Annotated in this window: 23 protein-coding genes; 8 read left to right on the top strand and 15 right to left on the bottom strand. The window is 71.6% G+C overall.

The window, feature by feature from the left end; genetic code table 11:
- Positions 1-17 precede the first annotated feature (17 nt).
- The 5 genes from NQO67_RS40280 (at position 18) to NQO67_RS40260 (ending at position 6,187) form a co-directional block, all read left to right on the top strand.
- Positions 18-1,787, top strand: coding sequence for an ABC transporter substrate-binding protein (locus NQO67_RS40280; RefSeq protein ID WP_255955556.1), 1,770 nt, complete (start codon positions 18-20; stop codon positions 1,785-1,787).
- A 125-nt stretch (positions 1,788-1,912) separates the two neighbouring features.
- On the top strand, positions 1,913-2,986 hold the full coding sequence (locus NQO67_RS40275; protein ID WP_255955523.1) for an ABC transporter permease: 1,074 nt from the start codon (positions 1,913-1,915) through the stop codon (positions 2,984-2,986).
- Positions 2,983-3,933 carry an ABC transporter permease gene (locus NQO67_RS40270; protein ID WP_255955522.1) on the top strand — a complete coding sequence of 317 codons (951 nt, stop codon included), beginning with the start codon at positions 2,983-2,985 and terminating at the stop codon, positions 3,931-3,933. The genes NQO67_RS40275 and NQO67_RS40270 overlap by 4 nt, the downstream gene beginning before the upstream one ends.
- Positions 3,930-5,084, top strand: a complete 1,155-nt coding sequence (locus NQO67_RS40265) for an ABC transporter ATP-binding protein (RefSeq protein ID WP_255955521.1) — start codon at positions 3,930-3,932, stop codon at positions 5,082-5,084. Before NQO67_RS40270 ends, NQO67_RS40265 begins: the two co-directional genes overlap by 4 nt.
- Entirely contained in the window at positions 5,081-6,187 is a 1,107-nt protein-coding gene (locus tag NQO67_RS40260) for an ABC transporter ATP-binding protein (protein ID WP_255955520.1), read from the top strand. Before NQO67_RS40265 ends, NQO67_RS40260 begins: the two co-directional genes overlap by 4 nt.
- Before the next feature lie 391 nt (positions 6,188-6,578).
- Here NQO67_RS40260 and NQO67_RS40255 read toward each other — a convergent pair whose 3' ends face one another.
- The 8 genes from NQO67_RS40255 to rimP all read right to left on the bottom strand — a co-directional run bounded on the left by NQO67_RS40255 (position 6,579) and on the right by rimP (position 15,378).
- Positions 6,579-7,538, bottom strand: a complete 960-nt coding sequence (locus NQO67_RS40255; protein WP_255955519.1) for a bifunctional riboflavin kinase/FAD synthetase — start codon at positions 7,536-7,538, stop codon at positions 6,579-6,581.
- Positions 7,539-7,805: 267 nt separating this feature from the next.
- Positions 7,806-8,720, bottom strand: a complete 915-nt coding sequence (gene truB / locus NQO67_RS40250; protein WP_255955518.1) for a tRNA pseudouridine(55) synthase TruB — start codon at positions 8,718-8,720, stop codon at positions 7,806-7,808.
- Positions 8,717-9,217, bottom strand: coding sequence for a 30S ribosome-binding factor RbfA (rbfA, locus tag NQO67_RS40245; RefSeq protein WP_255955517.1), 501 nt, complete (start codon positions 9,215-9,217; stop codon positions 8,717-8,719). The genes truB and rbfA overlap by 4 nt, the downstream gene beginning before the upstream one ends.
- Positions 9,218-9,400: 183 nt before the next feature.
- On the bottom strand, positions 9,401-9,694 hold the full coding sequence (locus NQO67_RS40240) for a DUF503 domain-containing protein (protein ID WP_255955516.1): 294 nt from the start codon (positions 9,692-9,694) through the stop codon (positions 9,401-9,403).
- Between the two features lie 431 nt (positions 9,695-10,125).
- Positions 10,126-13,173, bottom strand: coding sequence for a translation initiation factor IF-2 (infB, locus tag NQO67_RS40235; RefSeq protein WP_255955515.1), 3,048 nt, complete (start codon positions 13,171-13,173; stop codon positions 10,126-10,128).
- 162 nt (positions 13,174-13,335) lie between these two features.
- Positions 13,336-13,611 (bottom strand): YlxR family protein, encoded by a 276-nt coding sequence (locus tag NQO67_RS40230; RefSeq protein ID WP_255955514.1) that lies wholly within the window; start codon positions 13,609-13,611, stop codon positions 13,336-13,338.
- Positions 13,612-13,746: 135 nt separating this feature from the next.
- On the bottom strand, positions 13,747-14,802 hold the full coding sequence (nusA, locus tag NQO67_RS40225; protein WP_255955513.1) for a transcription termination factor NusA: 1,056 nt from the start codon (positions 14,800-14,802) through the stop codon (positions 13,747-13,749).
- Between the two features lie 12 nt (positions 14,803-14,814).
- A complete protein-coding gene (gene rimP, locus NQO67_RS40220; RefSeq protein WP_255955512.1) occupies positions 14,815-15,378 on the bottom strand; it encodes a ribosome maturation factor RimP in 564 nt (187 codons plus the stop codon).
- A 340-nt stretch (positions 15,379-15,718) separates the two neighbouring features.
- On the opposite strand from rimP, the gene NQO67_RS40215 reads away from it, so the two are divergent.
- The 3 genes from NQO67_RS40215 (at position 15,719) to NQO67_RS40205 (ending at position 17,992) form a co-directional block, all read left to right on the top strand.
- The gene (locus NQO67_RS40215; protein ID WP_255955511.1) at positions 15,719-16,333 is read left to right on the top strand and encodes a hypothetical protein; all 615 of its coding nucleotides are present in this window, start codon (positions 15,719-15,721) and stop codon (positions 16,331-16,333) included.
- Positions 16,330-16,830: a ferritin-like domain-containing protein gene (locus tag NQO67_RS40210; protein ID WP_255955510.1), complete on the top strand. Its 501-nt coding sequence runs from the start codon at positions 16,330-16,332 to the stop codon at positions 16,828-16,830. Before NQO67_RS40215 ends, NQO67_RS40210 begins: the two co-directional genes overlap by 4 nt.
- A 178-nt stretch (positions 16,831-17,008) precedes the next feature.
- Complete coding sequence (locus NQO67_RS40205) at positions 17,009-17,992, top strand: aminoglycoside phosphotransferase family protein (protein WP_255955509.1); 984 nt, start codon at positions 17,009-17,011, stop codon at positions 17,990-17,992.
- Positions 17,993-18,453: 461 nt separating this feature from the next.
- Here NQO67_RS40205 and NQO67_RS40200 read toward each other — a convergent pair whose 3' ends face one another.
- The 7 genes from NQO67_RS40200 to NQO67_RS40170 form a co-directional block, all read right to left on the bottom strand.
- Positions 18,454-20,151 (bottom strand): proline--tRNA ligase, encoded by a 1,698-nt coding sequence (locus tag NQO67_RS40200; RefSeq protein WP_255955508.1) that lies wholly within the window; start codon positions 20,149-20,151, stop codon positions 18,454-18,456.
- 102 nt (positions 20,152-20,253) lie between these two features.
- Positions 20,254-20,823: a GNAT family N-acetyltransferase gene (locus NQO67_RS40195; protein WP_255955507.1), complete on the bottom strand. Its 570-nt coding sequence runs from the start codon at positions 20,821-20,823 to the stop codon at positions 20,254-20,256.
- Positions 20,824-20,908: 85 nt separating this feature from the next.
- On the bottom strand, positions 20,909-21,757 hold the full coding sequence (locus tag NQO67_RS40190; protein ID WP_255955505.1) for a GNAT family N-acetyltransferase: 849 nt from the start codon (positions 21,755-21,757) through the stop codon (positions 20,909-20,911).
- Positions 21,758-22,031: 274 nt separating this feature from the next.
- On the bottom strand, positions 22,032-22,946 hold the full coding sequence (locus NQO67_RS40185; RefSeq protein ID WP_255955504.1) for an ABC transporter permease: 915 nt from the start codon (positions 22,944-22,946) through the stop codon (positions 22,032-22,034).
- Complete coding sequence (locus NQO67_RS40180) at positions 22,946-23,887, bottom strand: ABC transporter permease (RefSeq protein ID WP_255955503.1); 942 nt, start codon at positions 23,885-23,887, stop codon at positions 22,946-22,948. Before NQO67_RS40180 ends, NQO67_RS40185 begins: the two co-directional genes overlap by 1 nt.
- Positions 23,884-24,999: an ABC transporter ATP-binding protein gene (locus NQO67_RS40175; protein ID WP_255955502.1), complete on the bottom strand. Its 1,116-nt coding sequence runs from the start codon at positions 24,997-24,999 to the stop codon at positions 23,884-23,886. The genes NQO67_RS40180 and NQO67_RS40175 overlap by 4 nt, the downstream gene beginning before the upstream one ends.
- A gap of 130 nt (positions 25,000-25,129) precedes the next feature.
- On the bottom strand, positions 25,130-26,356 hold the full coding sequence (locus NQO67_RS40170; RefSeq protein WP_255955501.1) for an ABC transporter substrate-binding protein: 1,227 nt from the start codon (positions 26,354-26,356) through the stop codon (positions 25,130-25,132).
- Between the last annotated feature and the right edge of the window lie 416 nt (positions 26,357-26,772).

Below are 26,772 nucleotides of genomic sequence, written 5' to 3'. Positions count from 1 at the left end.
GCGCCGGCGCCCTGGCGATGACCGCCGGTCTTGCGACCCCGCTGAACCCCGCCCCGCAGACGGCGACGGCGGCGTCCTCCGGCGGCTCGAAGACCCTCACCGTCGCGGTCGACCAGAGCGTCGACTCGCTCAGCCCGTTCCTGGCGGTGCGCCTGGTCAGTACGAGCATCCACCGGCTGACGTACGAGTACCTGACGAACTACGACGCGAAGGACGCGCACGCCATCCCGGGCCTGGCCACCAGCTGGAAGCCCTCGTCGGACAAGCTGACCTGGACCTACACGATCCGCAAGAACGCCAAGTGGTCCGACGGCAAGCCGGTCACCGCCGAGGACGCGGCCTGGACGTACACCAAGATGATGACGGACCCGGGCGCCGCCACGGCCAACGGCTCCTACGTCGGCAACTTCAAGAAGGTGACCGCACCCAGCCCGACGCAGCTGGTCATCCAGCTGAAGAAGCCGCAGGCCACGATGGAGGCCATCGACGTACCCATCGTGCCCAAGCACGTCTGGGAGAAGGTCAAGGACTTCACCAAGTTCAACAACGACAAGTCCTTCCCCATCGTCGGTGACGGGCCGTTCATCATCACGGACTTCAAGCCCGACAGGTACCTGAAGCTCAAGGCCAACAAGGACTTCTGGCGCGGTGCCCCCAAGTTCGACCAGTTGATCTTCAAGTACTACAAGGACAACGACGCGGCCGTCGAGGCACTGCGCAAGGGCGAGGTCTCCTTCGTCCAGGGGCTGACCCCGGCGCAGGCCACCTCCCTGGGCAGCGCGGAGAACATCAAGGTCAACGACGCCCCGGGCCGCCGCTTCTACGCGCTGGCCACCAACCCCGGCGCCCAGGCGAAGAACGGCAAGAAGTTCGGCAACGGCGACCCCTCGCTGCTCGACGAGCGGGTGCGACACGCGCTCTTCCTCGCCATCGACCGCAAGACCATCCTCGACAAGGTCTTCCAGGGCCACGCGGTCATGGGCGAGGGCTACATCCCGCCGCGGTTCTCCACGTACTACTGGAAGCCGTCCGCCGGTCAGGCGATGGGGTACGACCCCAAGGAGGCGGCGAAGCTGCTGGACGAGGCGGGCTACAAGAAGAACGCCCAGGGCAAGCGCGTCGGCAAGGACGGCAAGCCCCTGAACTACCGCCTCCTGTGCCATGCCACCGACCCCGAGGACAAGGCCAGCGCCAAGTACATGAAGGAGTGGTACGGCGACCTCGGCATCGGCCTCACCGTCGACTGCCTGGACAACGTCACCGACCCCTGGCTCGCCGGTGAGTACGACCTGGCCTTCGACGGCTGGTCGGTCAACCCCGACCCGGACTTCGTCCTGTCGATACACACCTGCAACGCGCTGCCGGCGACTCCCAAGGACACCGGTCAGACGGACAACTTCATCTGCGACAAGAAGTACGACGACCTGTACGCCAAGCAGCTCGCCGAGTACGACGCGGGCAAGCGGGCCGACCTCGTCAAGCAGATGGAGTCGCGGCTCTACGACACCGGGTACATGAACGTCATGGCGTACCCGAACGCCGTCGAGGCCTACCGCACCGACCAGATCAAGTCGATCACCACCATGCCGTCGGCCGCGGGCAACATCTACGGCCAGGACGGTTACTGGAGCTGGTGGTCGGCGACCCCGGCCGACGCCGGCGACTCCTCGGACTCGTCCAGCTCCACCGGGGTGATCATCGGAATCGTCGTGGCCGTCGTCGTGGTCGCGGGCATCGGCGGGTTCGTCATGCTGCGCCGCCGCTCCACCGCGGAAGACCGCGAATAGCGGTCGCCCCTTCGCGTCCCCGCCTTCCCCGCCGCCCCGAGGGCGTGTGGGAGGGCGGGGACGCGCGTAACGTCAGGACAGAACGCGACACAGGGGCCCGCGATCCGGCCCCGGGAGAGCACGGTATGGCAGCTGACAGCACCCCGGCGCTCGTGGAGAGCGTGGCGAGCGAGGGACCGGCCGAAGCCGGTCCCGCGGCCCGCGGCCCACGGGCGCGCAACACCGTGGCGTATCTGCGCTATGTGGCCCTCAAAGTGGCGGGCGCGCTGGTTTCCCTGTTCGCCGTGCTGGTGACCAGCTTCTTCCTGTTCCGGCTGATCCCGGGCGACCCGGTCAAGTTCATGACCGGGGGCCGCCAGGTCTCCGCCGCACAGCTGGCCGCCTACCGCCGCGAATTCGGGCTCGACCTGCCGATGTGGCAGCAGTTCACCGACTACTGCGGCAAGGCGCTCACCGGCGACCTGGGCACGTCATACCAGTTCCACACCGCCGTCATCGACAAGATCACCGAGGCGCTGCCCAACACCCTGCTGCTCACCGGCACCTCCTTCGTGCTCTACACCGCGCTCGGCATCGCCCTCGGCACCCGGTCCGCATGGCGCAACGGCAAGCTCGGCGACCGGGTCCACACCGGCCTGGCGCTGACGCTGTTCTCCGTGCCGTCCTTCTGGCTCGGTCTGGTGCTGATCATCATCTTCTCCGTCGGCATCGGCCCGATCCCCGGTCTCTTCCCCACCGGCGGCATGGATTCCGGCAACACCCACGGCTTCGCCCACGTGACCGACGTCATCCACCATCTCGTGCTGCCGGTGATCACGCTGGTCGCGGTGCAGTACGGCGAAACGTTGCTCGTCACCCGTTCGGCGCTGCTGGACGAGATGGGCAGCGACTATCTGACGACGGCACGCGCCAAGGGCCTCAAGGACGACCTGGTGCGCCGCAAGCACGCGGTGCCCAACGCGATGCTGCCGACGATGACGCTGATCTTCGTCAACCTGGGGCGGGTGGTGGCCGGCACCGTGCTGGTCGAGACCGTCTTCTCCTGGCCGGGCCTCGGCGGCCTGTTCTACCAGGCGCTGAGCGTGCCGGACCTGCCCCTGGTGCAGGGGCTCTTCCTGGTGTTCTCGGCGGCCGTGATCGTGATGAACACGCTCGCCGACCTGATCTATCCGCTGCTCGATCCCCGGGTGGGCCGATGACGACCGACACGACCACCAGCAACGCCCCCGCAGGCCCTCCCGCGCCACCCGCGCCGCAGAGTCCCCGGGCGCTCGCCTGGCAGCGCAGACGGGGTTCCGTGGCGCGATTCTGGCAGCAGTACCGCGCCCACCGGGCCGGCGTCGTCGGACTGATCGCGCTGGTGCTGTTCGCGCTGATCGCGATCACCGCACCGCTGACCGTCGGCGCGGACGTGCAGAGCGTCACCAAGGCGCCGGGCAACCCCATGGAGAGCCCGAGTGGTGAGTTCTGGTTCGGCACCGACCAGTTCGGGCGCGACCTGCTCGGCCTGGTGCTGTGGGGTGCCCGGGTGTCGCTGGTGGTGGGCCTGCTGGCGGCGGTGCTCTCGGTCGCCATCGGTGCGGTCGTCGGCATCACCGCCGGCCACTTCCGCAGCGCCTACGCGACCGTGATCATGCGGATCACCGACTGGTTCCTCGTCATGCCGACGCTGGTGCTGGCGATCGCGCTGGCCACCGTGATGTCCCGCTCGCTGAGCACCATCATCCTGGCCATCGGCGTGACGACCTGGCCGACCACGGCCCGGCTGGTGCGCGCCCAGACGCTCGCCGTGGAGTCCCGGCCGTACATCGAACGGGCCAAGGCGCTCGGCGGCGGCCACAGCCACATCATGTCCCGGCACGTGCTGCCGAACGTGATGCCGCTGATCCTGGCGCAGACCACCCTCGGCATCTCCAACGCCATCCTCTCCGAGGCGACCCTGGCCTTCCTCGGCCTGGGCGACCCGACCACCACCACCTGGGGCGGCCTCCTCCAGGACGCCCGCGAGGCGGGCGCGGTCAGCTCCGGCCACTGGTGGTACCTGGTACCGCCGGGCCTGGCGATCGGCGCCGTCGCGCTGGCGTTCACCCTGTGCGGCCGCGCCGTGGAGTCCGTACTCAACCCCAAGCTGGGGGCGAAGCGATGACCAGCACCAACGGGACCGGCACGGCCGGGAAGCAGCACGCGGACGCCCCGGCGCAGCCGGGCGGGAAGGCGCGGCTGCTGGAGGTACGGGACCTCCATGTGACGTATCCGGGCGGAGCCGCCGCGGTGCGCGGGGTGGACCTCAGCGTGGCCGCCGGTCAGAAACTGGGCATCGCAGGCGAGTCGGGCTGTGGCAAGTCCACCCTGGCGATGGCGATGCTGCGGCTGCTGCCCGCCGGGACACGGGTGACCGGACAGGTCCTGCTGGACGGCGAGGACCTGCTCGGCATGAAATGGGGCCGGGTCCGGGCGGTGCGCTGGGCGGGTGCCTCCATCATCTTCCAGGGCGCCATGCACTCGCTGAACGCGGTCCACCGCATCGGCGACCAGATCGCCGAGCCGATCCTGCTGCACCGCCTGGCGACACCCGGGGCCGCGAAGAAGAAGGTCGGCGAGCTGCTGGAGCACGTGGGGCTGCCCGCCGCACGCGCGGACGCGTATCCGCACGAACTCTCCGGCGGGCAGCGGCAGCGCGTGATGATCGCGATGTCGCTGGCCTGCGACCCGCAGCTGATCGTCGCCGACGAGCCGACGACGGCGCTCGACGTGATGATCCAGGCCCAGATCCTGCGCCTGATCGAGCAGCTCGTGGCCGAGCAGGACATCGGCCTGATCATGATCAGCCACGATCTGGCGGTGCTGGCCGACACCTGCGACCGGCTCGCGGTCATGTACGCGGGCCGGGTCGTCGAGGAGGGCCCGGCACGCCAGGTCTACGAGAACGCCCGGCACCCGTACGGGCAGGCGCTGTCCGCGGCGTTCCCGCGCATCGGCGACCGGGCGTCCCGGTTCGCACCGCGCGGCCTGCCCGGCGACCCACCCGACCCCTCGGACCTGCCGACCGGCTGCACCTTCCACCCGCGCTGCCCCGTGGCACTGGACTCGTGCAAGGTGGACGACCAGTCACTGCGCCCGGCGGGCCCGGCCCGTGCCGCGGCGTGCGTGCACGTGGCGGACACGGCCGGCGAGTCGTCCGGCGAGGGTACGGAGTCCGGTTCAGGTACGGCGCCCGGTGCCGGTGCAGGTACGGAGTCCGCCGCGGGTGCGGCGTCCGGTGACACGGCGGAAGAAGCGAGGAGCAGCACATCATGACCACCTCCGGCTCCCCCGGTTCCACCGGCCCCGTGACATCGGCGGACTCGCCGGCGCCGGCCGCCACCGTGGCGCCCGAACCGGCCGCCACGTCTCCCGCCGCCGACGCCACGTCCGCCGAACCGTTGCTGAGCGCGTCCGGCCTGCATGTCACGTTCCCCGGCCGGCACGGTGCCGCGCCCGCCCGCGCCGTCGACGGTGTCGACCTGGACATCAAGCCCGGCGAGATCGTCGCCCTGGTCGGCGAGTCAGGCTGCGGCAAGACGACGCTGGCACGGTCGCTCCTGGGTCTGGTGCCGCCGACGTCCGGTCGGATCACCTTCGGCGGCCGGCCGCTCGACTACTCCGCCCGGGGCCTGAAGAAGTACCGCAAGCGGGTGCAGCTGGTCCTCCAGGACCCCAGCGGTTCCCTCAACCCGCGCCACACCGTCTACGACGCGGTGGCCGAAGGGCTGCGGATCCACGGCTACCCGGGCGACGAGCGGGCCGCGGTCGCGGACGCCCTGGCGCGGGCCGGGCTGCGCCCGCCGGAGCGGTTCTTCCTGCGCTATCCGCACGAGCTGTCCGGAGGCCAGCGCCAGCGCGTGGTGATCGCGGGCGCGCTGGTCCTCGATCCTGAACTGATCGTCGCCGACGAGCCGGTGGCCTCGCTGGACGCCTCGGTACGCGGCGAGATCCTCGCGCTGCTGCTGCGGCTGCGCACCGAACTGGGCCTCGCCGCGCTGGTGGTGACCCATGACCTCGGTCTCGCCTGGAACATCGCCGACCGGGTGGCCGTCATGTACCTGGGCCGGATCGTGGAGACCGGCGACGTGGAGCAGATCCTGACCGCGCCGCGGCATCCCTACACCCAGGCGCTGCTGTCCGTGCTGCCGGAGGCCGGGGGCGACGAGATCGTGCTCACCGGCGAGCCGCCCGACCCGTCCCGCGTTCCGCGCGGGTGCCGCTTCCACGCGCGGTGCCAGGTGCTCGCCGGCGGCGAGGCGGAACGGGTCGGCGTCGCCGACGCCTGCCGTACCCGGGACCTGCCGGTCCTGGATGGGGGTGGTGCGTCGCAGGTGGCCTGCCACTGGGCCGAGGCGCTGGGGGCCTCGGCCCGATGAGGGGGCGCGTGGCCGCGGCTCCCCTCGCCCCGGGGGCGTGCCCTGCGCCTCCCCTCCCGTCCATCTGCCGGTGGGTCGGACACGGTCCATCTGCCGGTGGGTCGGGCTCGACAGAAACAGCCCCTTCAGGACGGTGACGACCTGACGGTTTCGTCGTGGTTGTTCGCGCAGTTCCCCGCGCCCCTTAAAAAGCGGGCCACTACGTGCCCCCCAGGGCGCGCCGGAGTGACGATGGCGCCCACCGGGCGCCCTCCCAGGGGCGCGGGGAACTGCGCGCGCAACCACCCACGCACCGGTGGACCGGACGCGACCGGAACCACCCCGCCCGGACGGCGAACGGCGCCTCACCCAAGAGGCGCGCACGCCGGGCCAGAGAAACCCCCGCGCGGGGCTAGCGCCCCGCGGGCTCGTAGGTCTCGATGAGTTCGCGTGAGCGCTTCACGTCGTCCGCGATCGCGTCGAGGAGTTCGTCGATGGAGTCGAAGCGGGCCTGGCCGCGGACGAAGGAGAGGAACTCGACGGCGACGTGGAGGCCGTAGAGTTCCAGCCCGACGCGGTCGATGGCGTATGCCTCGACGGTCCGTTCCGTGCCGTCGAACTGCGGGTTCGTGCCGATGGAGATCGCCGCGGGCATCACCTCGCCGTCGGCGTGCAGCCAGCCGGCGTAGACACCGTCCGCGGGGATCGCACTGTGCGGCAGCGTCTCCACGTTGGCGGTGGGAAAGCCCAGCTCACGGCCGCGCTGGGCGCCGCGCACCACGACGCCTTCCACGCGGTGCGGGCGGCCCAGGATCTCCGCCGCGCCGGCCACGTCGCCCTCGGCGATCAGTCGCCGGACGAGCGTCGACGAGAACGGCTCGCCGCCGCCCGCCTCGCCCCTGACGAACAGGTCGACGACCTGCACGTCGAAGTCGTAGGTCCGGCCGAGTTCGGCGAGCAGGTCGACGTTGCCCGCGGCCCGGTGGCCGAAGCGGAAGTTGGGGCCCTCCACGACGACCTTGGCGTGCAGCCGGTCGACCAGCACCTTCGCGACGAACTCGGCGGGCGCCAGCTTCGAGAAGTCGGCGGTGAACGGCAGGATCAGCACCGCGTCGACGCCGAGGTCCGCCATCAGGTCGGCGCGCCGGTGGTGCGGGGCGAGCAGCGGCGGGTGGCTGCCGGGGCGGACCACCTCGCTCGGGTGCGGATCGAAGGTGACGACGACCGACGGAAGCCCTCGTTCCCGCGCGCTCCGCACGGCACTACCGATGATCAGCTGATGGCCACGGTGTACGCCGTCGTAGGAGCCGATGGTGACGACGCTGCGTCCCCAGTCCTGGGGAATGTCCTCCAAGCCGCGCCAGCGGTGCACTGTGTCGCTCCTTGCTGAGTCCTCGTCGAGACGTGTCGTCGGTGGCTTCTTCAAGACATGGCATCGGTGGCCGGATATGTGACGTTGCCAATCACATCCGCCGATTCCGCAGGTCCAAGAGTGCCATGCCGGGCACGCTCGGCCCGCATCGGCATGGGGCCGTGACACCGGGCTGTGACGAGACGCACGTCGCGTACCGCGCGTTCCGCAACGACACGCGGGCCGACCGGTGCCGATCGGGTGCCCGCCGGCCCCCGCCGGCCGGTGTCACCCCTCCGGCGCGAAGACGACCAGGCTCTTCGCCCGGCCCTTCAGCTCCTCCACCAGGGCCACGAACCGCCCCTCGGGTCCGAAGACCGCCACGGGCCCGGCACCTTCGTACCCGGACGGCATGTCGATGCGCACGCCGTGGCCGAGCAGCCCGGCGCGCTTCGCGTCGGTGTCCCAGCGGGGGAAGGCAGCCGCGGCTGCCTCGCCGATGGGCAGCACGGTCAGCTCCTGCTGGAGCTGGTCGAGGGTGCGGGCCGCGTCCAGGCCGTACGGGCCGACCCGGGTACGGCGCAGCGCGGTGAGGTGTCCCCCGACACCGAGGCCGGCGCCGAGGTCACGGGCGAGCGCCCTGATGTACGTGCCCGACGAGCACACCACGGAGACGACCAGGTCGAGCGCGGGCGAGCCGTCCTGCGTGACGGCCTCGCGACGGTCGTGCACGGCGAACGAGGAGACGGTCACGGGCCGGGCGGGCAGCTCGAAGTCCTCGCCCTCGCGGGCCCGCTTGTAGGACCGCTTGCCGTCGACCTTGATGGCGCTGACCTTGGACGGCACCTGCATGATGTCGCCGGTCAGCTCCGCGATCCGGTCGTCGATGTCCTCCTGGGCCAGCCCACTCGGATCCGTGTACGAGGTGATCTCGCCCTCGGCGTCGTCGGTGACGGTGTCCTGACCGAGCCGGATGGTGCCGAGGTACTCCTTCTCGGTGAGCGCGAGGTGGCCGAGCAGCTTGGTCGCCCGCTGCACGCCGAGCACGAGGACTCCGGTGGCCATCGGGTCGAGGGTGCCGGCGTGTCCGACGCGGCGGGTGCCGGCGATGCCGCGCATCTTCGCCACCACGTCATGCGAGGTGAAGCCCGACGGCTTGTCGACGATGACAAGGCCGTCGGGCACGGTGGACTTACGGTTCATTCCGCGGCGTCGCCGCCCGTCCGCTGCTCACGGGTCGCCTCGGCCGGCTCGGCAGGCTCGTCGACGTCTTCGCCCTCGGCCGGCTTGCGGTAGGGGTCGGAGTCGCCGGCGTAGCTGGCGCCCGCGGCGTTCTGGCGCACCTCGGCGTCCGAGGCGCGGGCCCGGTCGAGGAGGTCCTCGATGGTGCGGGCGTTCTCCGGGAGCGCGTCGGCGACGAAGGCCAGGCTGGGGGTGAACTTCACGCCCGCGGCCCGGCCCACCTCCGAGCGCAGCACGCCCTTGGCGCTCTCCAGGCCCGCCGCGGCGGCGGCACGGTCCTCGTCGTCGCCGTAGACGGTGTAGAAGACGGTCGCCTCCCTGAGGTCGCCGGTGACCCGGGTGTCCGTGATGGTGATGTGCGAACCGAGCCGCGGGTCCTTGATCCCGCGCTGTAGCTTCTGGGCCACCACCTCTCGGATGAGGTCCGCCAGCCTTTTCGCTCGCGCGTTGTCGGCCACTGGTCCGTCTCCCTTTTCTTCCTGTGCTCACTGCTCGATGGTTGTGCGGCGCGCCGTGGTGGCCGTCGGGCCGGGGCGCCGCCACGGCCTGGGCTCGGGTACCCCGCGCCGGTGGGTCCGTCTCCGGCACCGGCTGCCCGGTTCGCCTCACCCGTGGTGCCGACGCCTGGCCATGGCGTCGGTTCAGTCGTCGTCACCGTGGAAGCGCCGTCTGGTGGACAGCAGCTCCACTTCGGGTCGGCCGGCGACGAGCCGTTCGCACCTGTCCAGTACGTCCGTGACGTGCCCGGCGTCCGCGGAGACCATGGCCAGGCCGATACCGGCCCTGCGGTGCAGGTCCAGATGGTCGACCTCGGCCGCGCTCACCGCGTACTTGCGCTGGAGTTCGGCGACGATCGGGCGGACGACGGAGCGCTTCTCCTTCAGCGACCGTACGTCGCCGAGCAGGAGATCGAAGGACAGCGTCCCCACATACATGTGTGTAACCGGTTCACCCGCCGGTACGGGATCGTGTGGCTCCGCCGTCGGAAGAGGCGGGCACGGGAACCGTACAACGAACCTCGCGGCGCGTTCGACGGAGTTTCGCCCTTCCCGTGCGCGGGGGCGCCGAAGGCGCACTCAAGGGGCGCGGGGAACTGCGCGACCAGCCCACCACCGGCATGGGGGTACCTCCCGCTCGAGCGAAGCCGAGAGTGGGGGAGGTCCGGACACGACAGAAACAGCCCCACCGGGACGGTGACGATCAAACGGCTTCGTCGTGGCTGGTCGCGCAGTTCCCCGCGCCCCTTTTCAGGGCGCTACGCGCCCAGCCCCCACCGCCCCTTTACGGGGGCACCCGGCGGGGGGTTCGGGGCAGCCGGGCGGGACACCGTCCGGCCGACCCGAACCGGGTGGATCGGCGTAGCCGATCACACCCTGGGCTTCTCCCGCATCTCGTACGTCGCGATGACGTCATCGATCTTGATGTCGTTGAAGTTGCCGAGGTTGATACCGCCCTCGAACCCTTCGCGGATCTCGGTGACGTCGTCCTTGAAGCGACGCAGGCCCTCGATGTTGAGGTTCTCCGCGACGACCTTGCCGTCGCGCAGCACCCGGGCCTTGGTGTTCCGCTTGACCTCGCCGGAGCGGATCAGGACACCGGCGATGTTGCCCAGCTTGGACGAGCGGAAGATCTCGCGGATCTCCGCGGTGCCGAGCTCGACCTCCTCGTACTCCGGCTTGAGCATGCCCTTCAGGGCCGCCTCGATCTCCTCGATCGCCTGGTAGATGACCGAGTAGTACCGGACGTCGACACCCTCGCGCTCGGCCATCTGCGTCGCGCGCCCTGCGGCGCGGACGTTGAAGCCGATGACGATGGCGTCGGAGCCCATGGCCAGGTCGATGTCCGACTCGGTGACCGCACCCACACCGCGGTGCAGGACGCGGATGTCGACCTCTTCGCCGACGTCGAGCTGGACCAGCGAGGACTCCAGGGCCTCGACGGAACCGGACGCATCGCCCTTGATGATGAGGTTGAGCTGCTGGACCTCGCCCGCCTTGAGCACCTTGTCCAGGTCTTCCAGGGAGACCCGGCGGGTGCGCTTGGCGAACGCGGCGTTGCGCTCACGGGCGGCGCGCTTCTCGGCGATCTGGCGGGCCGTGCGGTCCTCGTCGACGACGATGAAGTTGTCGCCGGCGCCCGGCACGTTCGTCAGGCCGAGGACCTGGACGGGGGTCGACGGGCCGGCTTCCTCGACGGTGTTGCCGAGGTCGTCGAGCATGGCGCGGACTCGGCCGTAGGCGTCGCCGACGACCATCGTCTCGCCGACCCGCAGGGTGCCGCGCTGCACCAGGACGGTCGCGGTGGCACCGCGGCCCTTGTCCAGGTGGGCCTCGATCGCGATGCCCTGCGCGTCCTGGTCCGGGTTGGCACGCAGGTCGAGCGAGGCGTCGGCGGTGAGGATGACGGCCTCCAGGAGGCTGTCGATGTGCAGGCCCTGCTTGGCGGAGATGTCGACGAACATGGTGTCGCCGCCGTACTCCTCGGCCACCAGGCCGTACTCGGTCAGCTGACCGCGGACCTTGGTGGGATCGGCGCCCTCGACGTCGATCTTGTTGACCGCGACCACGATCGGCACGTCGGCCGCCTTGGCGTGGTTCAGCGCTTCGACCGTCTGCGGCATCACACCGTCGTTGGCCGCCACCACGAGGATCGCGATGTCGGTCGACTTGGCACCACGGGCACGCATGGCGGTGAACGCCTCGTGACCGGGGGTGTCGATGAAGGTGATCCTGCGGTCGTCGCCGTTGACCTCGGTCGTGACCTGGTAGGCACCGATGTGCTGGGTGATGCCACCGGCCTCGCCCGCGATGACGTTGGTCTTGCGGATGGCGTCGAGCAGGCGGGTCTTACCGTGGTCGACGTGACCCATGACGGTGACCACCGGCGGGCGCGCGACCAGGTTCTCCTCGCCGCCCTCGTCCTCGCCGAACTCGAGGTCGAAGGACTCCAGGAGCTCGCGGTCCTCCTCCTCGGGGCTGACGATCTGAACGGTGTAGTTCATCTCGCCGGCGAGCAGCTGGAGGGTCTCGTCGGAGACGGACTGGGTCGCGGTGACCATCTCGCCGAGGTTCATCATGACCGCGACGAGCGACGCCGGGTTGGCGTTGATCTTCTCGGCGAAGTCGGTGAGCGACGCGCCGCGCGACAGGCGAATGGTCTCGCCGCTGCCGCGGGGCAGCATCACGCCGCCGACCGACGGGGCCTGCATGGCCTCGTACTCCTGGCGACGCTGCCGCTTCGACTTGCGGCCACGACGCGCCGGACCACCCGGACGGCCGAAGGCACCCTGGGTGCCACCGCGGCCACCGGGACCGCCGGGACGGCCACCGAAGCCGGGACGGCCACCGCCGCCACCGCCACCGAAGCCACCGCCGCCGGGACGGGCGCCGAAGCCGCCGCCACCACCGGGACGACCGCCGCCACCGCCGCCACCGGGACGACCGGCGAAGCCGCCGCCGGGACGACCGCCGCCGCCACCGGGACGCCCACCGGGGCCACCGCCGGGACGGCCGCCGGGGCCACCGCCGGGACGCGGACCTGCGGCGGGACGCTGCGGCATCATGCCCGGGTTCGGGCGGTTACCGCCGGGGCCAGCGCCGGGACGCGGCGCCTGCGGGCGGGGCATGCCGCCCGGGGTCGGACGCGGACCGGGACGCGGACCGCCCTGGCCCGCACCCTGGGGACGCGGGCCGCCGGGCGCACCGGCGCCGCCGGGGCGCGGCGCACCGCCGGGACGGGGCGCCTGCGGGCGCGCCATGCCGGTGGAGCCGCCGGAGGTGAAGGGGTTGTTCCCCGGGCGCGGGCCCGCGGGACGACCGCCGGGACGGGGTGCCGCTGCGCCGGGGCGCTGGCCTCCCTGCCGGTCACCACGACCCTGACCCTGACCGGGGGCCGGACGGCCACCGGGCTTGGGCGCGCCGGGGCGCGCACCGGGCTTGGGCCCGGACGGTGCCGGCTGCGCCGGCGCCGGGGTGGCCGGTGCCGTGAATTCGGGTGCCGCGGGTGCCGCTGGCGCGGGCTTGGGGCCCGGCCGGGGGCCGGGCGTCGGGCGCGGACCCGAGCTGGGTGCCGCCGCCGCGGGCTTCTCGGCCGCGGCGGGCCGCGGCGCGGGCTTCGGGGCAGCCGGACGGACGTCTCCCGTCGGCCTGTTTCCCCCGGCCGAAGGCGCCGGCGTGGGCGCCGCTGGCCTGGGGGCTGCCTTCCTGGGTGCCGAGGGTTTGGCGGCGCCGCGGCCGGGGCCGCTGCCGTTGCCGCCACCCTGCTGGAAAGCGTCGGTTAGTTTGCGTACTACGGGCGCCTCAATGGTGGAGGACGCCGAACGGACGAATTCACCGAGTTCCTGGAGCTTGGCCATGACGACCTTGCTCTCCACACCGAACTCCTTGGCGAGTTCGTATACCCGGACCTTAGCCACTTCGCTCCTTTTAGGTCCGGGTTACCGCCGGACCGTCGCTACTTCATGGGCGTACTCATCGCGTACTCATCGAGTGCTCATCGCAATCTCGACCTACTTCCGACTCGCGAGGTACCAGGGCCGCACGGGGCCGTGCGACGCGTCTTACGGTGTTGCCCCCTTTCAGGGGCGGTCTTGGATGACCAGGCGCAACGCCTCGATGTCAAGCTGACCCCGGGCGCGGAAGGCCCGGGGAAAAGCCCGACGGCGCTCCGCCAGGTCCAGACAGACCAGGGCGGGGTGCACATATGCACCCCGGCCGGGCAGCGTACCGCGCCGATCGGGGACACAGCGATCCTCGATCTTCACGATCCGCAGCAGATCGCGCTTGGCCGCTCGCTCCCGGCATCCCACACACATGCGTTCCGGGCATGCGCGGGCAGACGTTTGGCCAGACACCCTTAAGTCTACCTCCCCGCACCGACCTCACCCGATTGGGGCAGAAATCGAACACGTGTCCTCTTGCGCTTCGCTGGTCTTGTCCCGTTCCGGGCGGTATCCGCTCCGTCGGGGACGCCGCTCCGGGGGCGCGCGTCAGCCGCGCCCGCCGGAGCCGCCGGGACCGCTGGGCGCAGCGTCGCGCCCGGCGCCACGCTGCTCCCCGGCCTCGCCGGTCTGCTCGGTGTCCGGACGGATGTCGATCCGCCAGCCGGTGAGCCGGGCGGCGAGCCGGGCGTTCTGCCCTTCCTTGCCGATGGCCAGGGAGAGCTGGTAGTCCGGCACGGTGACCCGGGCCGAGCGGGCGGCGAGGTCGACGACCTCGACCTTGGAGACCCGGGCCGGCGACAGAGCGTTCGCGACCATCTCGGCCGGGTCCTCCGACCAGTCCACGATGTCGATCTTCTCGCCGTTCAGCTCGCCCATCACGTTGCGTACCCGGCCGCCCATGGGGCCGATGCAGGCGCCCTTCGCGTTCAGCCCGGAGCGCACCGAGCGGACGGCGATCTTGGTGCGGTGGCCCGCCTCACGGGCGATCGCGGCGATCTCGACGGATCCGTCGGCGATCTCCGGGACCTCCAGCGAGAAGAGCTTCTTCACCAGGTTCGGGTGGGTCCGGGAGAGCGTGACGGACGGCCCGCGCACTCCCTTGGCGACTCTGACCACGTATGACCTCAGTCGCATGCCGTGCTGGTACGACTCGCCCGGTACCTGCTCCTGCACCGGCAGGATGGCCTCCAGACGGCCGATGTCGACCAGCACGTTCTTCGGGTCGCGGCCCTGCTGGACCACGCCCGTGACGATGTCGCCCTCGCGGCCGGCGTACTCACCGAGCGTGGCGTCGTCCTCGGCGTCCCTGAGGCGCTGGAGGATGACCTGCTTGGCGGTGGTCGCCGCGATCCGGCCGAAGCCGCTCGGGGTGTCGTCGAACTCGCGGGGCTTCTGGCCCTCTTCGAGCTCCTCGCGGTCCTCCTCGGCCCACACCGTCACATGACCGCTCTCGCGGTTCAGTTCCACGCGCGCGTGGCGGTGGCTTCCCTCGGTGCGGTGGTAGGCGATGAGGAGGGCCGACTCGATCGCCTCCACGAGCAGGTCGAAGGAGATCTCCTTCTCCCTGACCAGGCCCCGCAGGGCACTCATGTCGATATCCACGGCTACGCCTCCTTAAGCGTTTCCGGGGCCGTGAGCGTCGCCCGTGCCCGCGACGCCCGGGGCCTCCTGGGTGCTCTGGCTCCTGGGATTGAACTCGATCTCCACACGGGCCTTGGCGATGTCGCGGAAGGCGAGCCTGCGGGTGGTGGGCCGGCGGCCCTTGACGCCCGGCACCGTCACGTCGAGGCCGTCCTCGTCGACCTTCGTGATCCGGGCGGTCAGCTCCTGCGCACCCGTCTCTGCCGCCGCCTCGTCGGTCAGCCGGAACCTGACCAGGCGGTCGACGGCCCGCACGTAGTGGCTGTGGCGGGTGAGCGGCCGTTCGGCGCCGGGGGACGTCACCTCGAGGACGTACTCGCCTTCGCCCATGGCGTCCGTGGCGTCGAGCTTGCCGGAGATCTCCCTGCTCAACTCGGCGCAGGTGTCGAGCTGCACGCCCGAGTCGGAGTCCACCACGACACGGAGCACACGCCGCCTGCCTGCCGGGGTCACGGTGATCTCTTCGAGGTCCAGCTCCCTGGAGTCGACCAGCGGCTCCAGCAGTTCTCGCAGCCTCTCGCTCTGGGTGGTGCTCATCCGGGTGACTCCTCGGCCGCGTGTGCTGTTGTGGGAGAACGGTGGGTGGGTGCAGGGGGGTGTGTCGGGTCAAAGGGTATCCGGTCCTCGGGAGTGTTGCCGTCCACCGGGGCGCGACGGGTGTTAGGGGGCAGGTTCGGAGCGCGGGTCCAGCACGACTTGGGATGTCGTGCGCCCGGCGCGCGGAACCCCCGGCGGCCTGGTGCGGACGGACCGAGCCGATCCGGTGCGGAGGAACCGAGCCGATGAGGGGTGGCGGAGTGCCCCGCGGGTACGGTGATCAAGTCCCGCCTCCGGCTCGTCCGCAGGACGAGTCCCGCACCTCACAAGGACGTGTGCCGTGCCCCTTGCGCCACCCCCCGCCCCGCATCGGTCGCCGTTCGGCCCACCCCCGCAGGCCCGCAGCGGGCCGCACCGCCGCACGGTGTTGCTGAGCGCCGCGGGTGTCGTCACCGGCGCCGCGCTGGCCACGGGCTGCACGGACGACAGCGCGCCGGCCGGCAGCACACCGCAGGAGCGCTCGGCCGCCGACCGGACCCGTGCGCGTGCGGCCCAGGACAGTGCCGATCTCGTCGCACGGTACGACGCGGTGGTCGCGGCCCATCCGCCGCTCGGCGCGCGCCTTGCGCCGCTGCGCGCCGAGGTGGCCCGCCACGCGACGGCCTTCGGCGGCGCACATGCGTCGCCGGCACCGTCGAAGACGCCTTCGAAGACCGCTGCGACAGGCAGTGCGACGGGCAACGGTGCCGGGAGCACGGCGAAGCCGCGGCAGGCGTCGCAGGTGCCGGCGAGCGAGAAGGACGCACTGACCATGCTGGCCTCGGCCGAGCGCACGCTCGCCGACCGGCGCGTCACCCAGCTGCTCGACGCGCCGGGCGAGCTGGCGCGGTTGCTGGCCTCGGTCGCCGCGGCCGGCGCGGCACACGCATATCTGCTGGCGGAGGACGACAAGTGAACGGCAGACATCCCACGGACGCGGACGACGCCGACGTTCTGAAGGCCGTGCAGGCCGCGCTGGCCGCGGAACACGCCGCGGTGTACGGCTACGGAGTCGTCGGCGGAAAGATCGACGAGCCCCGGCGCAAGGAGGCGCGTGCGGCCTATGACGCACACCGAGCGCGCCGCGACGACCTGGCACGCACCGCCCGCGACCTGGGGGCCACGCCGCGCGCTGCGGCCGCCGGCTACGCCCTGCCGTTCGCGGTGAGCGACGGCGCGTCGGCCGGCCGGCTCGCCGCTGAGCTGGAGGAACGGGTCGCCGGAGCCTACGCCGATCTCGTGCGGGCCACCTCGGGGGCGCGGCGGCATGCGGCGGCGGACGCGCTGCGGGACACGGCGGTGCGGGCGGTGCGCTGGCGCGGCGGCAGCGTAGCCTTCCCTGGTCTCGCCGAACGGGCCGGCGAGGCGTCGGCGCCGGGCGGTACGGCCGGGCCCACCGCACCCCCGCCGTGACCCGCGCGGCGGCGCCTGTGGCCCCCGTCCCGCGCCGCTCGGCGGACCGCTGCCGACCGAAGCCGGGGCGGTAGCCGATCCAGCCAAGTTCTGTTCTTTTCCGTTCCGTTCAGGTCAGGTCAGGTCAGGTCAGTTTTCACTTCAGCCAGCCAGCCAGCCACGAAAGGACGACGTTCGCATGGCGATCGAACCGCCGGAACGCCTGGTCAAGGCGCTCGACGAGGAACGGCGGGACGAGGGCGAACCGGTCGGGAGCGGGACCGGTGCGGCCTGGCTCACGATGCTGCCGGAACTGCTGCGGCAGGCCGTGGACCGGCGGGGGCTGACCGTGGAGCGGGTGCACGCGCCCGGCGGGCGCAGCAGTCTCGTCGTCCTGGTTCGCCGGGCGGACGGCGGCCCCGCGGTGCTCAAGCTGGCTCCCCCTCAGGCCCGTCCTGCCGACGAGCGGGCGGCCCTGGCGCACTGGAACGCCCGCGGTGCGGTCCGGCTGCTGGACGATCCGGACGGCACTGGCACTGGGGCCGGTGCCGGTGCCGGTGCCGGTGCCGGTGCCGGTGAGGATGGTGCGCTGCTGCTGGAGCGGCTGCGGCCCGATGTCTCCGTGCGCTCGCTGCCGGAGGCCAAGTCCATGCTGGAGGCCGCGGACACGCTGCACCGGCTGTGGAACGAGCCGCCCGCCGGCCACGCCTTCGAGACGGTCGCCGAGCGCACCGGGCGGCAGGCGGAGGCCATGCGCCGGACGGCCGACACCTCGGCGGACACGGAGGTCGCCGCGCTCGTGGACGCGGCGCTCGATGCGCGCGGGGCACTGGTGGCCGAGCCCCCCGGTGCGCTGCTGCTGCACGGAGCGTTCCGGCAGAGCAAGGTGCTCGGGGCCGAGCGGATGCCGTGGCTGGCGGTGGGCCCCGAACCGCTGGTCGGCGAGCGCGCCTTCGACCTGGCGCGGCTGGTGCGCGACCGTGTCGAGGACCTGATCGCCGCGCCGTCCGGTCCGGCGATCACCCGGCGCCGGGTGAAACGCCTCGCCGAGTCCCTGGAAGTCGATCGGGAACGGCTCACCGGGTGGACGCTCTTTCGGGCGGTGGAGTCCGGGGTGCGGGCGCGGCGGGTGGGGCGGGAGCCGGATGCGGAGATGTTGTTGGAGTTCGCCACGTGGTTGTGAGGTGCCGAGGGGGGTCCCTCGGTCACCCTTTTATGCGGGTTTATGCGGGTTCGCCGCGTGCCTGCGACTCTTGCGGCTTTCGCCGCGCCATGCGACAGAGGGTGCCCCCTCTGGATCGTGACCACCTGACGGTCTCGTCGTGGCTCAGCGCGCAGTTCCCCGCGCCCCTTACGAGGCGCCCCTTCAGGCGCCACTCCTGCGGCTTCGCCACGCCATGCGACAGAGAGTGGCCCCACCGGATCGTGACTACCCGACGGTCTCGTCGTGGCTCAACGCGCAGTTCCCCGCGCCCCTTACGAGGCGCCCCTTCAGGCGCGACTCCTGCGGCTTCGCCACGCCACGCGACAGAGAGTGGCCCCACCGGATCGTGACTACCCGGCGGTCTCGTCGTGGCTCAGCGCGCAGTTCCCCGCGCCCCTTACAGGGCGCCCTATGCGCCTATCGCAGTTCGCCTGGAGGGATTACTCCCCCACGATGCGGGCGATCGCGTCGTCCACGGGGAGTTCCTCGCGGGCGCCGGACTTGCGGTCCTTGAGTTCCACTACGCCCTCGCCGGAGCGCCGGCCGGCGATGAGGATCGTCGGCACCCCGATCAGCTCGGCGTCGGTGAACTTGACGCCGGGCGAGACGCCGGCCCGATCGTCCACCAGTACCCGCACCCCGGCGGTGCCCAGCCGGTCGGCCAGCGAAAGCGCGAGTTCGATCTGCTGGGCCTTGCCCGCCGCGACGATGTGCACGTCGGCGGGTGCGACCTCGCGCGGCCAGCACAGTCCGTGCTCGTCGGCGGACTGCTCGGCCAGCGCGGCCACCGCGCGGGAGACCCCGATGCCGTACGAGCCCATGGTCACCCGCACCGGCTTGCCGTTCTGGCCGAGCACGTCGAGCTGGAAGGCGTCCGCGTACTTGCGGCCCAGCTGGAAGATGTGGCCGATCTCGATGGCACGGCCGAGCTCGAGGCCTGCGCCGCAGCTCGGGCAGGGGTCGCCGGCCTGCACGACGACCACGTCAAGGTACTCGTCGACCGTGAAGTCCCGGCCGACGACGACGTTCTTGGCGTGGGTGTCCGGCTTGTTGGCACCGGTGATCCAGGCGGTGCCGGGCGCCACCCGCGGGTCGGCGATGTAGCGGACCTTCTCCAGGCCCTGCGGGCCGACGTAGCCGCGCACCAGGTCGGGGCGGCCCTCGAAGTCCTCCGCGGTGACCACCTCGACGGCGGCGGGCGTCAGGTGCTCGCCGAGCTTGCCGAGGTCCACCTCGCGGTCGCCCGGCACGCCCACGGCGACGATCTCGCCGTCGACCTTGACCAGCAGGTTCTTCAACGTGGCGGAGGCGGGCACGCCGAGGTGCTGGGCGAGGGTCTCGATGGTCGGCGTGTCGGGGGTGTCCAGCTCCTCGACCGGGCCGTGGTCGATCACGTCGGTGGCGGGCGCCTTGAAGGTGACGGCCTCGGTGTTCGCCGCGTAGTCGCAGTTCGGGCAGTCCACGAAGGTGTCCTCGCCGGCCGCCGCCGGGGCCAGGAACTCCTCGGACGCGGAGCCGCCCATCGCGCCGGAGACCGCGGAGACGATGCGGTAGTCGAAGCCGAGCCGGGTGAAGATCCGCTGGTAGGCGGCGCGGTGCAGGGCGTACGACTCGGCCAGGCCTGCGTCGTCCAGGTCGAAGGAGTACGAGTCCTTCATCTGGAACTCGCGGCCGCGCAGTACGCCGGCGCGCGGCCGGGCCTCGTCCCGGTACTTGGTCTGGATCTGGTAGACGATCACCGGCAGGTCCTTGTAGGACGCGCACTGGTCCTTGACGATCTGGGTGAAGATCTCCTCGTGGGTGGGCCCGAGCAGGTAGTCGCCACCCTTGCGGTCCTTCAGGCGGAAGAGCAGGTCGCCGTATTCGTCCCAGCGGCCGGAGACCTCGTAGGGCTCCTTGGGCAGCAGGGCCGGGAGCAGCACCTCCTGGCCGCCGATGGCGTCCATCTCCTCGCGGACGATCCGCGCGACGTTCTCGAAGACCTTCTTGCCGAGCGGCAGCCAGGTCCAGATGCCCGCGGCGTTGCGGCGCACGTATCCGGCGCGTACCAGCAGCTTGTGGTTGAGCGTCTCGGCGTCCGCCGGGTCGTCGCGCAGTGTCTTGATCATCAACCGGGACATGCGCTGGACCTGGGCCATGGTGATCTCCTGCAACGAAAGGGTGATGGGCAGGAGGTTAGCCGGGTTGCACGGGCCGGCGGAAATCGATAGCCGCGCCGGGGCCCGGCCGGCGCGCGGCGGCTACCGGAGCAGCGGCAGCGGCGCGCCCATGACCGCGTACGGCTTGGGTGCGCTCGGGAAGTGCACCTGCCGGGCCAGGTCCTGGTAGCCGAGCGAGCGGTAGAGGGCGCGGGCGGGGCTGTCCGTGTCGATGGCCGACAGGATCGAGCGGGGCTGGTCGGCGGCGTCCGTGAGGGTGGTGATCAGGGCCCGGCCGATGCCGCGGTTCTGGTACCCCGGCAGCACATGCAGCTCGGTGATGACGAAGGAGTCGTCCAGCCAGCCGTCCCGGCCCGTGCTGCGCAGATACGGTGCCACGACCGTCGACCACCAGTGGGCGCGGTCGTTGGGCATGCCGTAGACGAAGCCGACCAGCCGGCCGTCGGCCCGGGTGGCGCCGAGCGTCCGGGCGCCGGGATAGGTGATGTGGCGGAGCACGATCTGCCGCCGTACGTTGATCTCGTCGGTGCTGAGACCGAAGGCTTCGGCCTGTACGGCGAGGGCGTCGTCGACGCGCGCGGCCAGGTCCAAGGGCCCGATCATCACGTCGTCGTCGGGCGTGTGGGAGGAGCGGCCGGGGATGCGGAGCATGCCGGGGAGAGTACCCCGCGCGGGGCAGGCTCCGGACGGCGCACCGGCCAAACCGTGCATGGGCGCCCGGCCGGCGCGGCACCGGTCAGAACAGCACGCTCATGAAGGCGCCGATCTCCTGGAAGCCGACCCTGCGGTACGCGGCGCGCGCGGCGACGTTGAAGTCGTTCACGTACAGGCTGGCGACCGGAGAGGTGTCCGCCAGGGCGTAGCGCAGCACGGCCGCCAGGCCGGGGGCGGCGAGGCCGCGGCCACGGTACTCGGGTGCGACCCAGACGCCCTGGATCTGGCAGGTCTGCGGGGTGGCGGCGCCGATCTCGGCCTTGAAGATCACTCGGCCGCCGGGGTCGAGGCGGGCGAAGGAGCGCCCGGACCCGACGAGTTCGGCGACCCGGGCCTGGTAGAGCAGTCCGCCGTCGCCGGCGAGCGGGGAGATGCCGACCTCTTCGGTGAACATCGCCACGCAGGCCGGCATGATCGTCTCGAGCTCGTCCTTGCGTACCCGGCGCACGTAGGGGTCGGGCGCGATGTCGTCCGGCAGCCGGTCGGTGACCATGAGGGGCTGGTGGGCGCGCACCTCGCGGGCGGGGCCCCAGCAGGGTTCGAGATGGCGCCAGAGCTCGGCGGTGGGGCCGGACGGGCCGACGATGGAGGAGCACCGCCGGCCGGCCTTGCGGGCGCGGGCCGCGAAGGCCCGTACGGCGTCGCTGGTGGCGCAGATGGGGACCAGGTTGGCGCCCGCGTAGCAGAGTGACTGGAGTATGCCGTCGGCATACCAGCCCCACATCTCGCCGCCGAGTCGCCAGGGGTCGAGGCCGGCGACCTGGACCCGGGACGTGACAAACGCATTGGCGACCGGCTCGCGGCCGAGCACGGCCAGTGCGGCGTCCAGGTCGCTCGGTTCGAGGACCCGGGTGGTGGTCTGCGTCAACACAAGTGCGGCGGCCTTCACCAGACGGGCTGTTGGTCCTGGCACTGTACCCGCAGGTGGCACGGGACGCTTCCCCGGCGGGACGGTCGGCGGCCGGCCCCCCGGCCCCGGGCGGCTTTCGACCGGAATCCGGACGGTCGCCGACCGGATTCCGGCGGTTTGGGGGGTGGCCGGTCAGGGCATCAGGGCGGGCCCGGCCGGCGTGGCTGCCCGCCCGGGACGGACCGCCGGCCGGCGCGAGCAGCGGCGCCGGCCGGCGGACGAGCCTCCCGCGGTGTCACCCCGCGTCCGGCTGCCGCGGAGTCTCGTCCCGCACCCGGGTCACCAGCTGGGTCGGATTGACGAACCGCAGCGCGATGACCAGCAGGATCAGCATGGACAACGTGTACATCACGGCCATCGCGTCGATGGACTGCTGCGTGCGGATACCGGCCGAGAACACCGCGTAGTAGAGCGCCACGACCAGGGTCTGGCTGTGCGGTCCCGCGGTGAGGAAGGTGAGCTCGAACATGCCGACGGTGCGCACCAGGACCAGCACCGAAGCGGCGAGGATGCCGGGCACCAGCAGGGGCGCCAGCACCCGCAGCAGCACCGCCCCGGTGCGCGCCCCGCACATCCGGGCGGCCGCCTCGATACGCGGGTCGATCTGCTCGATGAACGGGGTCATGGTGAGCACCACGAACGGCACCGACGGCACCAGGTTGGCCAGCACCACCCCGGTGAGCGTGCCGGCCAGGTGGAACTTGTACAGGACGGTCGCCAGCGGGATGCCGTACGTCAGCGGTGGCACGAGGATCGGCAGCAGGAAGAGCAGCAGGACGATCTTCTTGCCGGGGAAGTCGCGCCGGGCCAGACCGTAGGCGGCGGCCACCCCGAGCACCACCGACACGGCCACCACGAGGATCGCCACCAGGGCCGTGGTCCAGAAGACCTGCCCGAGGTCGAACTCCTTCCAGGCGGACCCGTACCACTTGGTGGTCCAGCCGTCCGGCAGCCAGCTGGTGAACCAGCGGGTGCCCAGCGAGTCGGCGACCGGTACGCCGATGATGCCGGCCAGGTTGACGAAGAAGAAGCCGAAGACGGCGAGGGCGACCCAGTTGCCGGGGCGCCGGTACCACGGGACGGGGCGTGCCGTGGCGGGGTCGGCGTCGGTCTCGGGTGCCTTGTGCAGGTCGGTCGTCAGGTCGGTCATCAGCCCTTGCCCCCCGTCGCGCCCCGGTACAGCAGGGACCGCCAGGCCAGTACGAGGACGACGACCGCGAGCATCACGGCGGCCATGATCATCGCGATGGCGGAGCCCATCGAGTAGTCGAACTTCTGGAAGGCGGCCTGGTAGGCCTCGATGGAGATGACGTGGGTGCTGCCGCGCGGGTCGCCGACCAGCTGTGCGGACGGGAAGACCGCGAAGGCCAGCACGAAGGACAGGCAGAAGGTGATGGCGAGCCCCGGTGCGAGCAACGGCAGCAGGATGTGCCGGAAGCGGTCCCACCGTCCGGCCCCGAGGGTGGCGGCGGCCTGCTCCAGGCTGGGGTCGATCCCGGTCAGATACGACAGGGTGAGCAGGTAGGAGAACGGGAATCCGGTGATCAGCAGGGACGCGAGCACACCCCAGTAGTTGTGCACCAGGTCCAGCGGCTGGTCGATGAGGCCGATGCCGCGCAGCACCTTGTTGAACCAGCCGTTCGGCCCGAGGTAGCCGAGCAGGCCCTCGGCGGTGAGCACGGTACCCAGGGTGATCGGCATGACCAGCAGGGTGGTGACCAGGCGCCGGCCGCGGAACGGGCCACGGGTGCGGAAGGCCACCGGCACCGCCGCCAGGCAGTTGATCAGTGCGGCGGGCACGGCGAGCTCGAGCGTGGTCCAGATGGTGCCGCGCAGGTACCCGTCGCTGAAGAACGTCCGGTAGTTGGCGAACGCCCCGCCGCCCTGCTGCGGCTGGAAGGACAGCCCGACGCCGTACAGCAGGGGGTAGCAGAACAGCAGGACGAGGAAGAGGAGGCCGGGCACGACCAGCAGCAGGGTGCGGTCCACGCCGCGCTCGGCGAGCCGGTGCCGCAGCGCCGGCCGGTCACCCGGGCGGCCGGCCCTCCTTCCGCCCTCCGCCGCCTCCGCCGTGCCGTTTCCGGCGCTCATGTCGCCACCGTCTGCGGGGCGGCCGGAGCGGTGGCCGGAGCGTCGTCGGGCGCGAAGACCAGCACCCGCTCGGGCGGTGCGGCCAGGCGCACCTCGTCGTCGGGGGCGAGCCGGGTGCCGGTGCGGAAGTGCACCGCCTGCCCGTCCGCCAGGCGGGCCTGCACGGCGAGCTCCCGGCCGTGGTACTCGACGACCTCCACCGTCGCGGTCAGGGCGCCGCCGGACGGGGCGCCGTCACCTTCGGCGATCACGTCGATGTCCTCGGGGCGTATCGCGGCCGTGGCACGGGCGCCGGCCGGCAGCCGGTCGCGGTCGGCGCCGGTGAGCCGGGCGCCGGCGACCTCGATGACCGGCCGGTCGCCGCCGGTGACGACGGTGGCGTCCAGCAGGGTGCGGTAGCCCATGAAGGAGGCGACGTAGCGGTTGGCCGGGGTGGCGTAGACCTCTTCGGGGGTGCCGATCTGCTGGGTGCGCCCGTCGCGCAGCACGACGAGCCGGTCGGCCAGCGACAGGGCCTCTTCCTGGTCGTGGGTGACGTAGACCGTGGTGAGGCCCAGGCGTTGGTGCAGGCGGCGTATCTCCGCGCGCATCTCCAGCCGTAGCGCCGCGTCCAGGTTCGACAGCGGCTCGTCCATCAGGACCAGGCGTGGCTCCAGCACGACGGCGCGGGCGATCGCGACGCGCTGCTGCTGGCCGCCGGAGAGCTGCCCGGGCCGTTTGCCCGCCTGGTCGGCGAGGTGGACGAGGTCCAGCGCCGCGTCGACCCGCCGGGCGGCCTCGGCCTTGGGCACCTTGGCCATCTTCAGGCCGAAGGCGACATTGCCGCGCACCGTCATGTGCGGGAACAGCGCGTAGTTCTGGAAGACCATGCCGAAGCCGCGCCGTTCGGGTGCCAGCCGGTCGATGCGCTCGCCGTCGAGCAGGATCCGGCCGCCGGTGAGCGGCAGCAGGCCGGCGAGGCAGTTGAGCGCGGTGGACTTGCCGCATCCGGAGGGCCCCAGGAGCGCGATGAACTCGCCGCCGGTGATCTCCAGGTCCAGGCCGAACAGGGCTCGGTGGCGACCGAAGGTGCGGGAGACACCGTCGAGCCGCAGGGTGCTGAAGTGGGTCATCGTCGCCTGCTCACCTGACCGGTCGCCGCCTGCACAGGGTCGCTCGCTCCGCGCCCGGGGCCGGGCGCGACCCGCCCGGGCGAGCGGTACCACGCTCCGCCGGCCCGGGCGGCCGGTATCCGTGTGGGGGTCACTTGCCCGCCACCTGGCGGTTCCACAGGTCGAACGCGCTGACCTGCGCGTCGGACGGCAGCGACGGCTTCTTCGGGAACTGGTCGATCCACTTGTCGAAGTCCGGGACGCCGTACTCCTTGACGACCTGCTGGGACTTCGCGGGCGCCATGGACAGCGGGACGTCCTTGATGGCGGGGCCGGGGTAGAAGTAGCCGTCGTCGTAGGCCTTGGCCTGCTGCTTCGGCGTCAGGATCCACTTGATGAGGTTCAGGTCGGCGGACATGGTGTCCGCGTCGACGCCCTTCGGGACGACCGCGTACTGGGCGTCCGTCACCCAGGTCATGTCGTCGAAGTGGGAGGCCTTGACCTTCTTCGGGACGGTGCCCAGCGCGCGCGGGTTGATGTACCAGCCGGTGGTGCTCATGATGATGTCGGTCTGGCCGCTGGCCATGTTCTTCATGGTCTCGGAGGTGCCCGAGGCGTAGACCGCCGCGTACTTGTCGAGCTCCTTCAGGTACGCCCAGGTCTTGTCCCAGCCGTGCTCGGGGTCCGTGGGGTCCTTGTCGCCCAGCAGGTACGGCAGGCCCATCAGGAAGGTGCGCCCGGGACCCGAGTTGGCCGGGTCGGCGTACTGGAACCGCTTGGGGTGGGCCTTGGCCCAGGCGAGGAGTTCCTGGGGCGTCTTGGGCGGGTTCTTGACCTTGTCCGGGTTGTACTCGAGGAGCGGCCCGGACGGGTAGTACACGATGGCGGTGCCCTTGCCCTGTGCGAGCTTGGCCATGTCCGCGGCCGGCGCCAGGTAGTCGGGGTCGCCGATGGCCTTCTGATGGCTGCTCATGTCGGCCCACAGGTTCTGCGAGAGACCGGCGGCGAGGCCGTCGGTACCCGTGAGGACCAGGTCGATGTCGACCTGGTCGGCCTGCTGCTGGGCCTTGATCTTGCCGGCCAGGTCGGGCGCCGGGGCCTTGGAGTAGGTGACCTTCTTGACGATGTCCGGGTGCTGCTTGACGAAGTCGTCGATCATGCCCTGGGTGAGCTGGAGGTTTCCGGCGACGTCGAGGATCTCCAGCGAGACGGGCTTGCTCGGCTTGTCCGGGATCGACTGGGACTTGCCCGTGTCGTCGGATGGGTTGTCGGGGGCTCCGCAGCCGAAGGCCGCGGCAGCCAGCAGCAGTCCGGTGATCACCAGACTCTGCGAACGGTGTCGGAGGGGACGGGTTTCCTGGTGCGTACCGATGGTCACGACGGCTCCCTGCGGTGCACCTGCCGGTGCATGACGCATCCTCGTAAATGAAGAGTCGCCCGGGTCGCCCCTACCCTGCGGCTCTTGGTTGCCGCAAAGATCCCCTCAGACATCCGACCTGTCAAGACCGAACCTCCCAGGAGGCACGCTCCCGCAGGTCACCACCGGTGCCACAGCGGCCTACGGCCGCCACGAAAGGGGCGCGGGGAACTGCGCGAAGGGCCACGACGAGGCTGTCAGGTCGTCACCGTCCCGATGGGGCCGTTTCTGTCGTGTCCGGACCACCGGGCGGTGGTGGGCTGGTCGCGCAGTTCCCCGCGCCCCTTAGTAGGCGCCTTCGGCGCCACCACAGGGCGCGCGCCCCTGACGGGGCGCCCCTGTCAGCTGACGGAGACCGCGGGCTCGCCCGAGGCGAC

It is taken from the genome of Streptomyces odontomachi (genome assembly GCF_024435355.1).
GTDB lineage: Bacteria > Actinomycetota > Actinomycetes > Streptomycetales > Streptomycetaceae > Streptomyces > Streptomyces odontomachi.
The sequence above is the reverse complement of the archived record's forward strand: the minus strand, read 5'-3'. Positions and strand labels throughout refer to the sequence as shown.

Excerpts from the sequence above, each read along its gene's own strand:
- NQO67_RS40280 (WP_255955556.1), top strand. The coding sequence starts at position 18 with ATGACCGCCGGTCTTGCGACCCCGCTGAACCCCGCCCCGCAGACGGCG.
- NQO67_RS40275 (WP_255955523.1), top strand. The coding sequence starts at position 1,913 with ATGGCAGCTGACAGCACCCCGGCGCTCGTGGAGAGCGTGGCGAGCGAG.
- NQO67_RS40270 (WP_255955522.1), top strand. The coding sequence starts at position 2,983 with ATGACGACCGACACGACCACCAGCAACGCCCCCGCAGGCCCTCCCGCG.
- NQO67_RS40265 (WP_255955521.1), top strand. The coding sequence starts at position 3,930 with ATGACCAGCACCAACGGGACCGGCACGGCCGGGAAGCAGCACGCGGAC.
- NQO67_RS40260 (WP_255955520.1), top strand. The coding sequence starts at position 5,081 with ATGACCACCTCCGGCTCCCCCGGTTCCACCGGCCCCGTGACATCGGCG.
- truB (WP_255955518.1), bottom strand. The coding sequence starts at position 8,720 with ATGAACCGTAAGTCCACCGTGCCCGACGGCCTTGTCATCGTCGACAAG.
- NQO67_RS40240 (WP_255955516.1), bottom strand. The coding sequence starts at position 9,694 with ATGTATGTGGGGACGCTGTCCTTCGATCTCCTGCTCGGCGACGTACGG.
- rimP (WP_255955512.1), bottom strand. The coding sequence starts at position 15,378 with ATGAGCACCACCCAGAGCGAGAGGCTGCGAGAACTGCTGGAGCCGCTG.
- NQO67_RS40205 (WP_255955509.1), top strand. The coding sequence starts at position 17,009 with ATGGCGATCGAACCGCCGGAACGCCTGGTCAAGGCGCTCGACGAGGAA.
- NQO67_RS40200 (WP_255955508.1), bottom strand. The coding sequence starts at position 20,151 with ATGGCCCAGGTCCAGCGCATGTCCCGGTTGATGATCAAGACACTGCGC.
- NQO67_RS40195 (WP_255955507.1), bottom strand. The coding sequence starts at position 20,823 with ATGCTCCGCATCCCCGGCCGCTCCTCCCACACGCCCGACGACGACGTG.
- NQO67_RS40185 (WP_255955504.1), bottom strand. The coding sequence starts at position 22,946 with ATGACCGACCTGACGACCGACCTGCACAAGGCACCCGAGACCGACGCC.
- NQO67_RS40180 (WP_255955503.1), bottom strand. The coding sequence starts at position 23,887 with ATGAGCGCCGGAAACGGCACGGCGGAGGCGGCGGAGGGCGGAAGGAGG.
- NQO67_RS40175 (WP_255955502.1), bottom strand. The coding sequence starts at position 24,999 with ATGACCCACTTCAGCACCCTGCGGCTCGACGGTGTCTCCCGCACCTTC.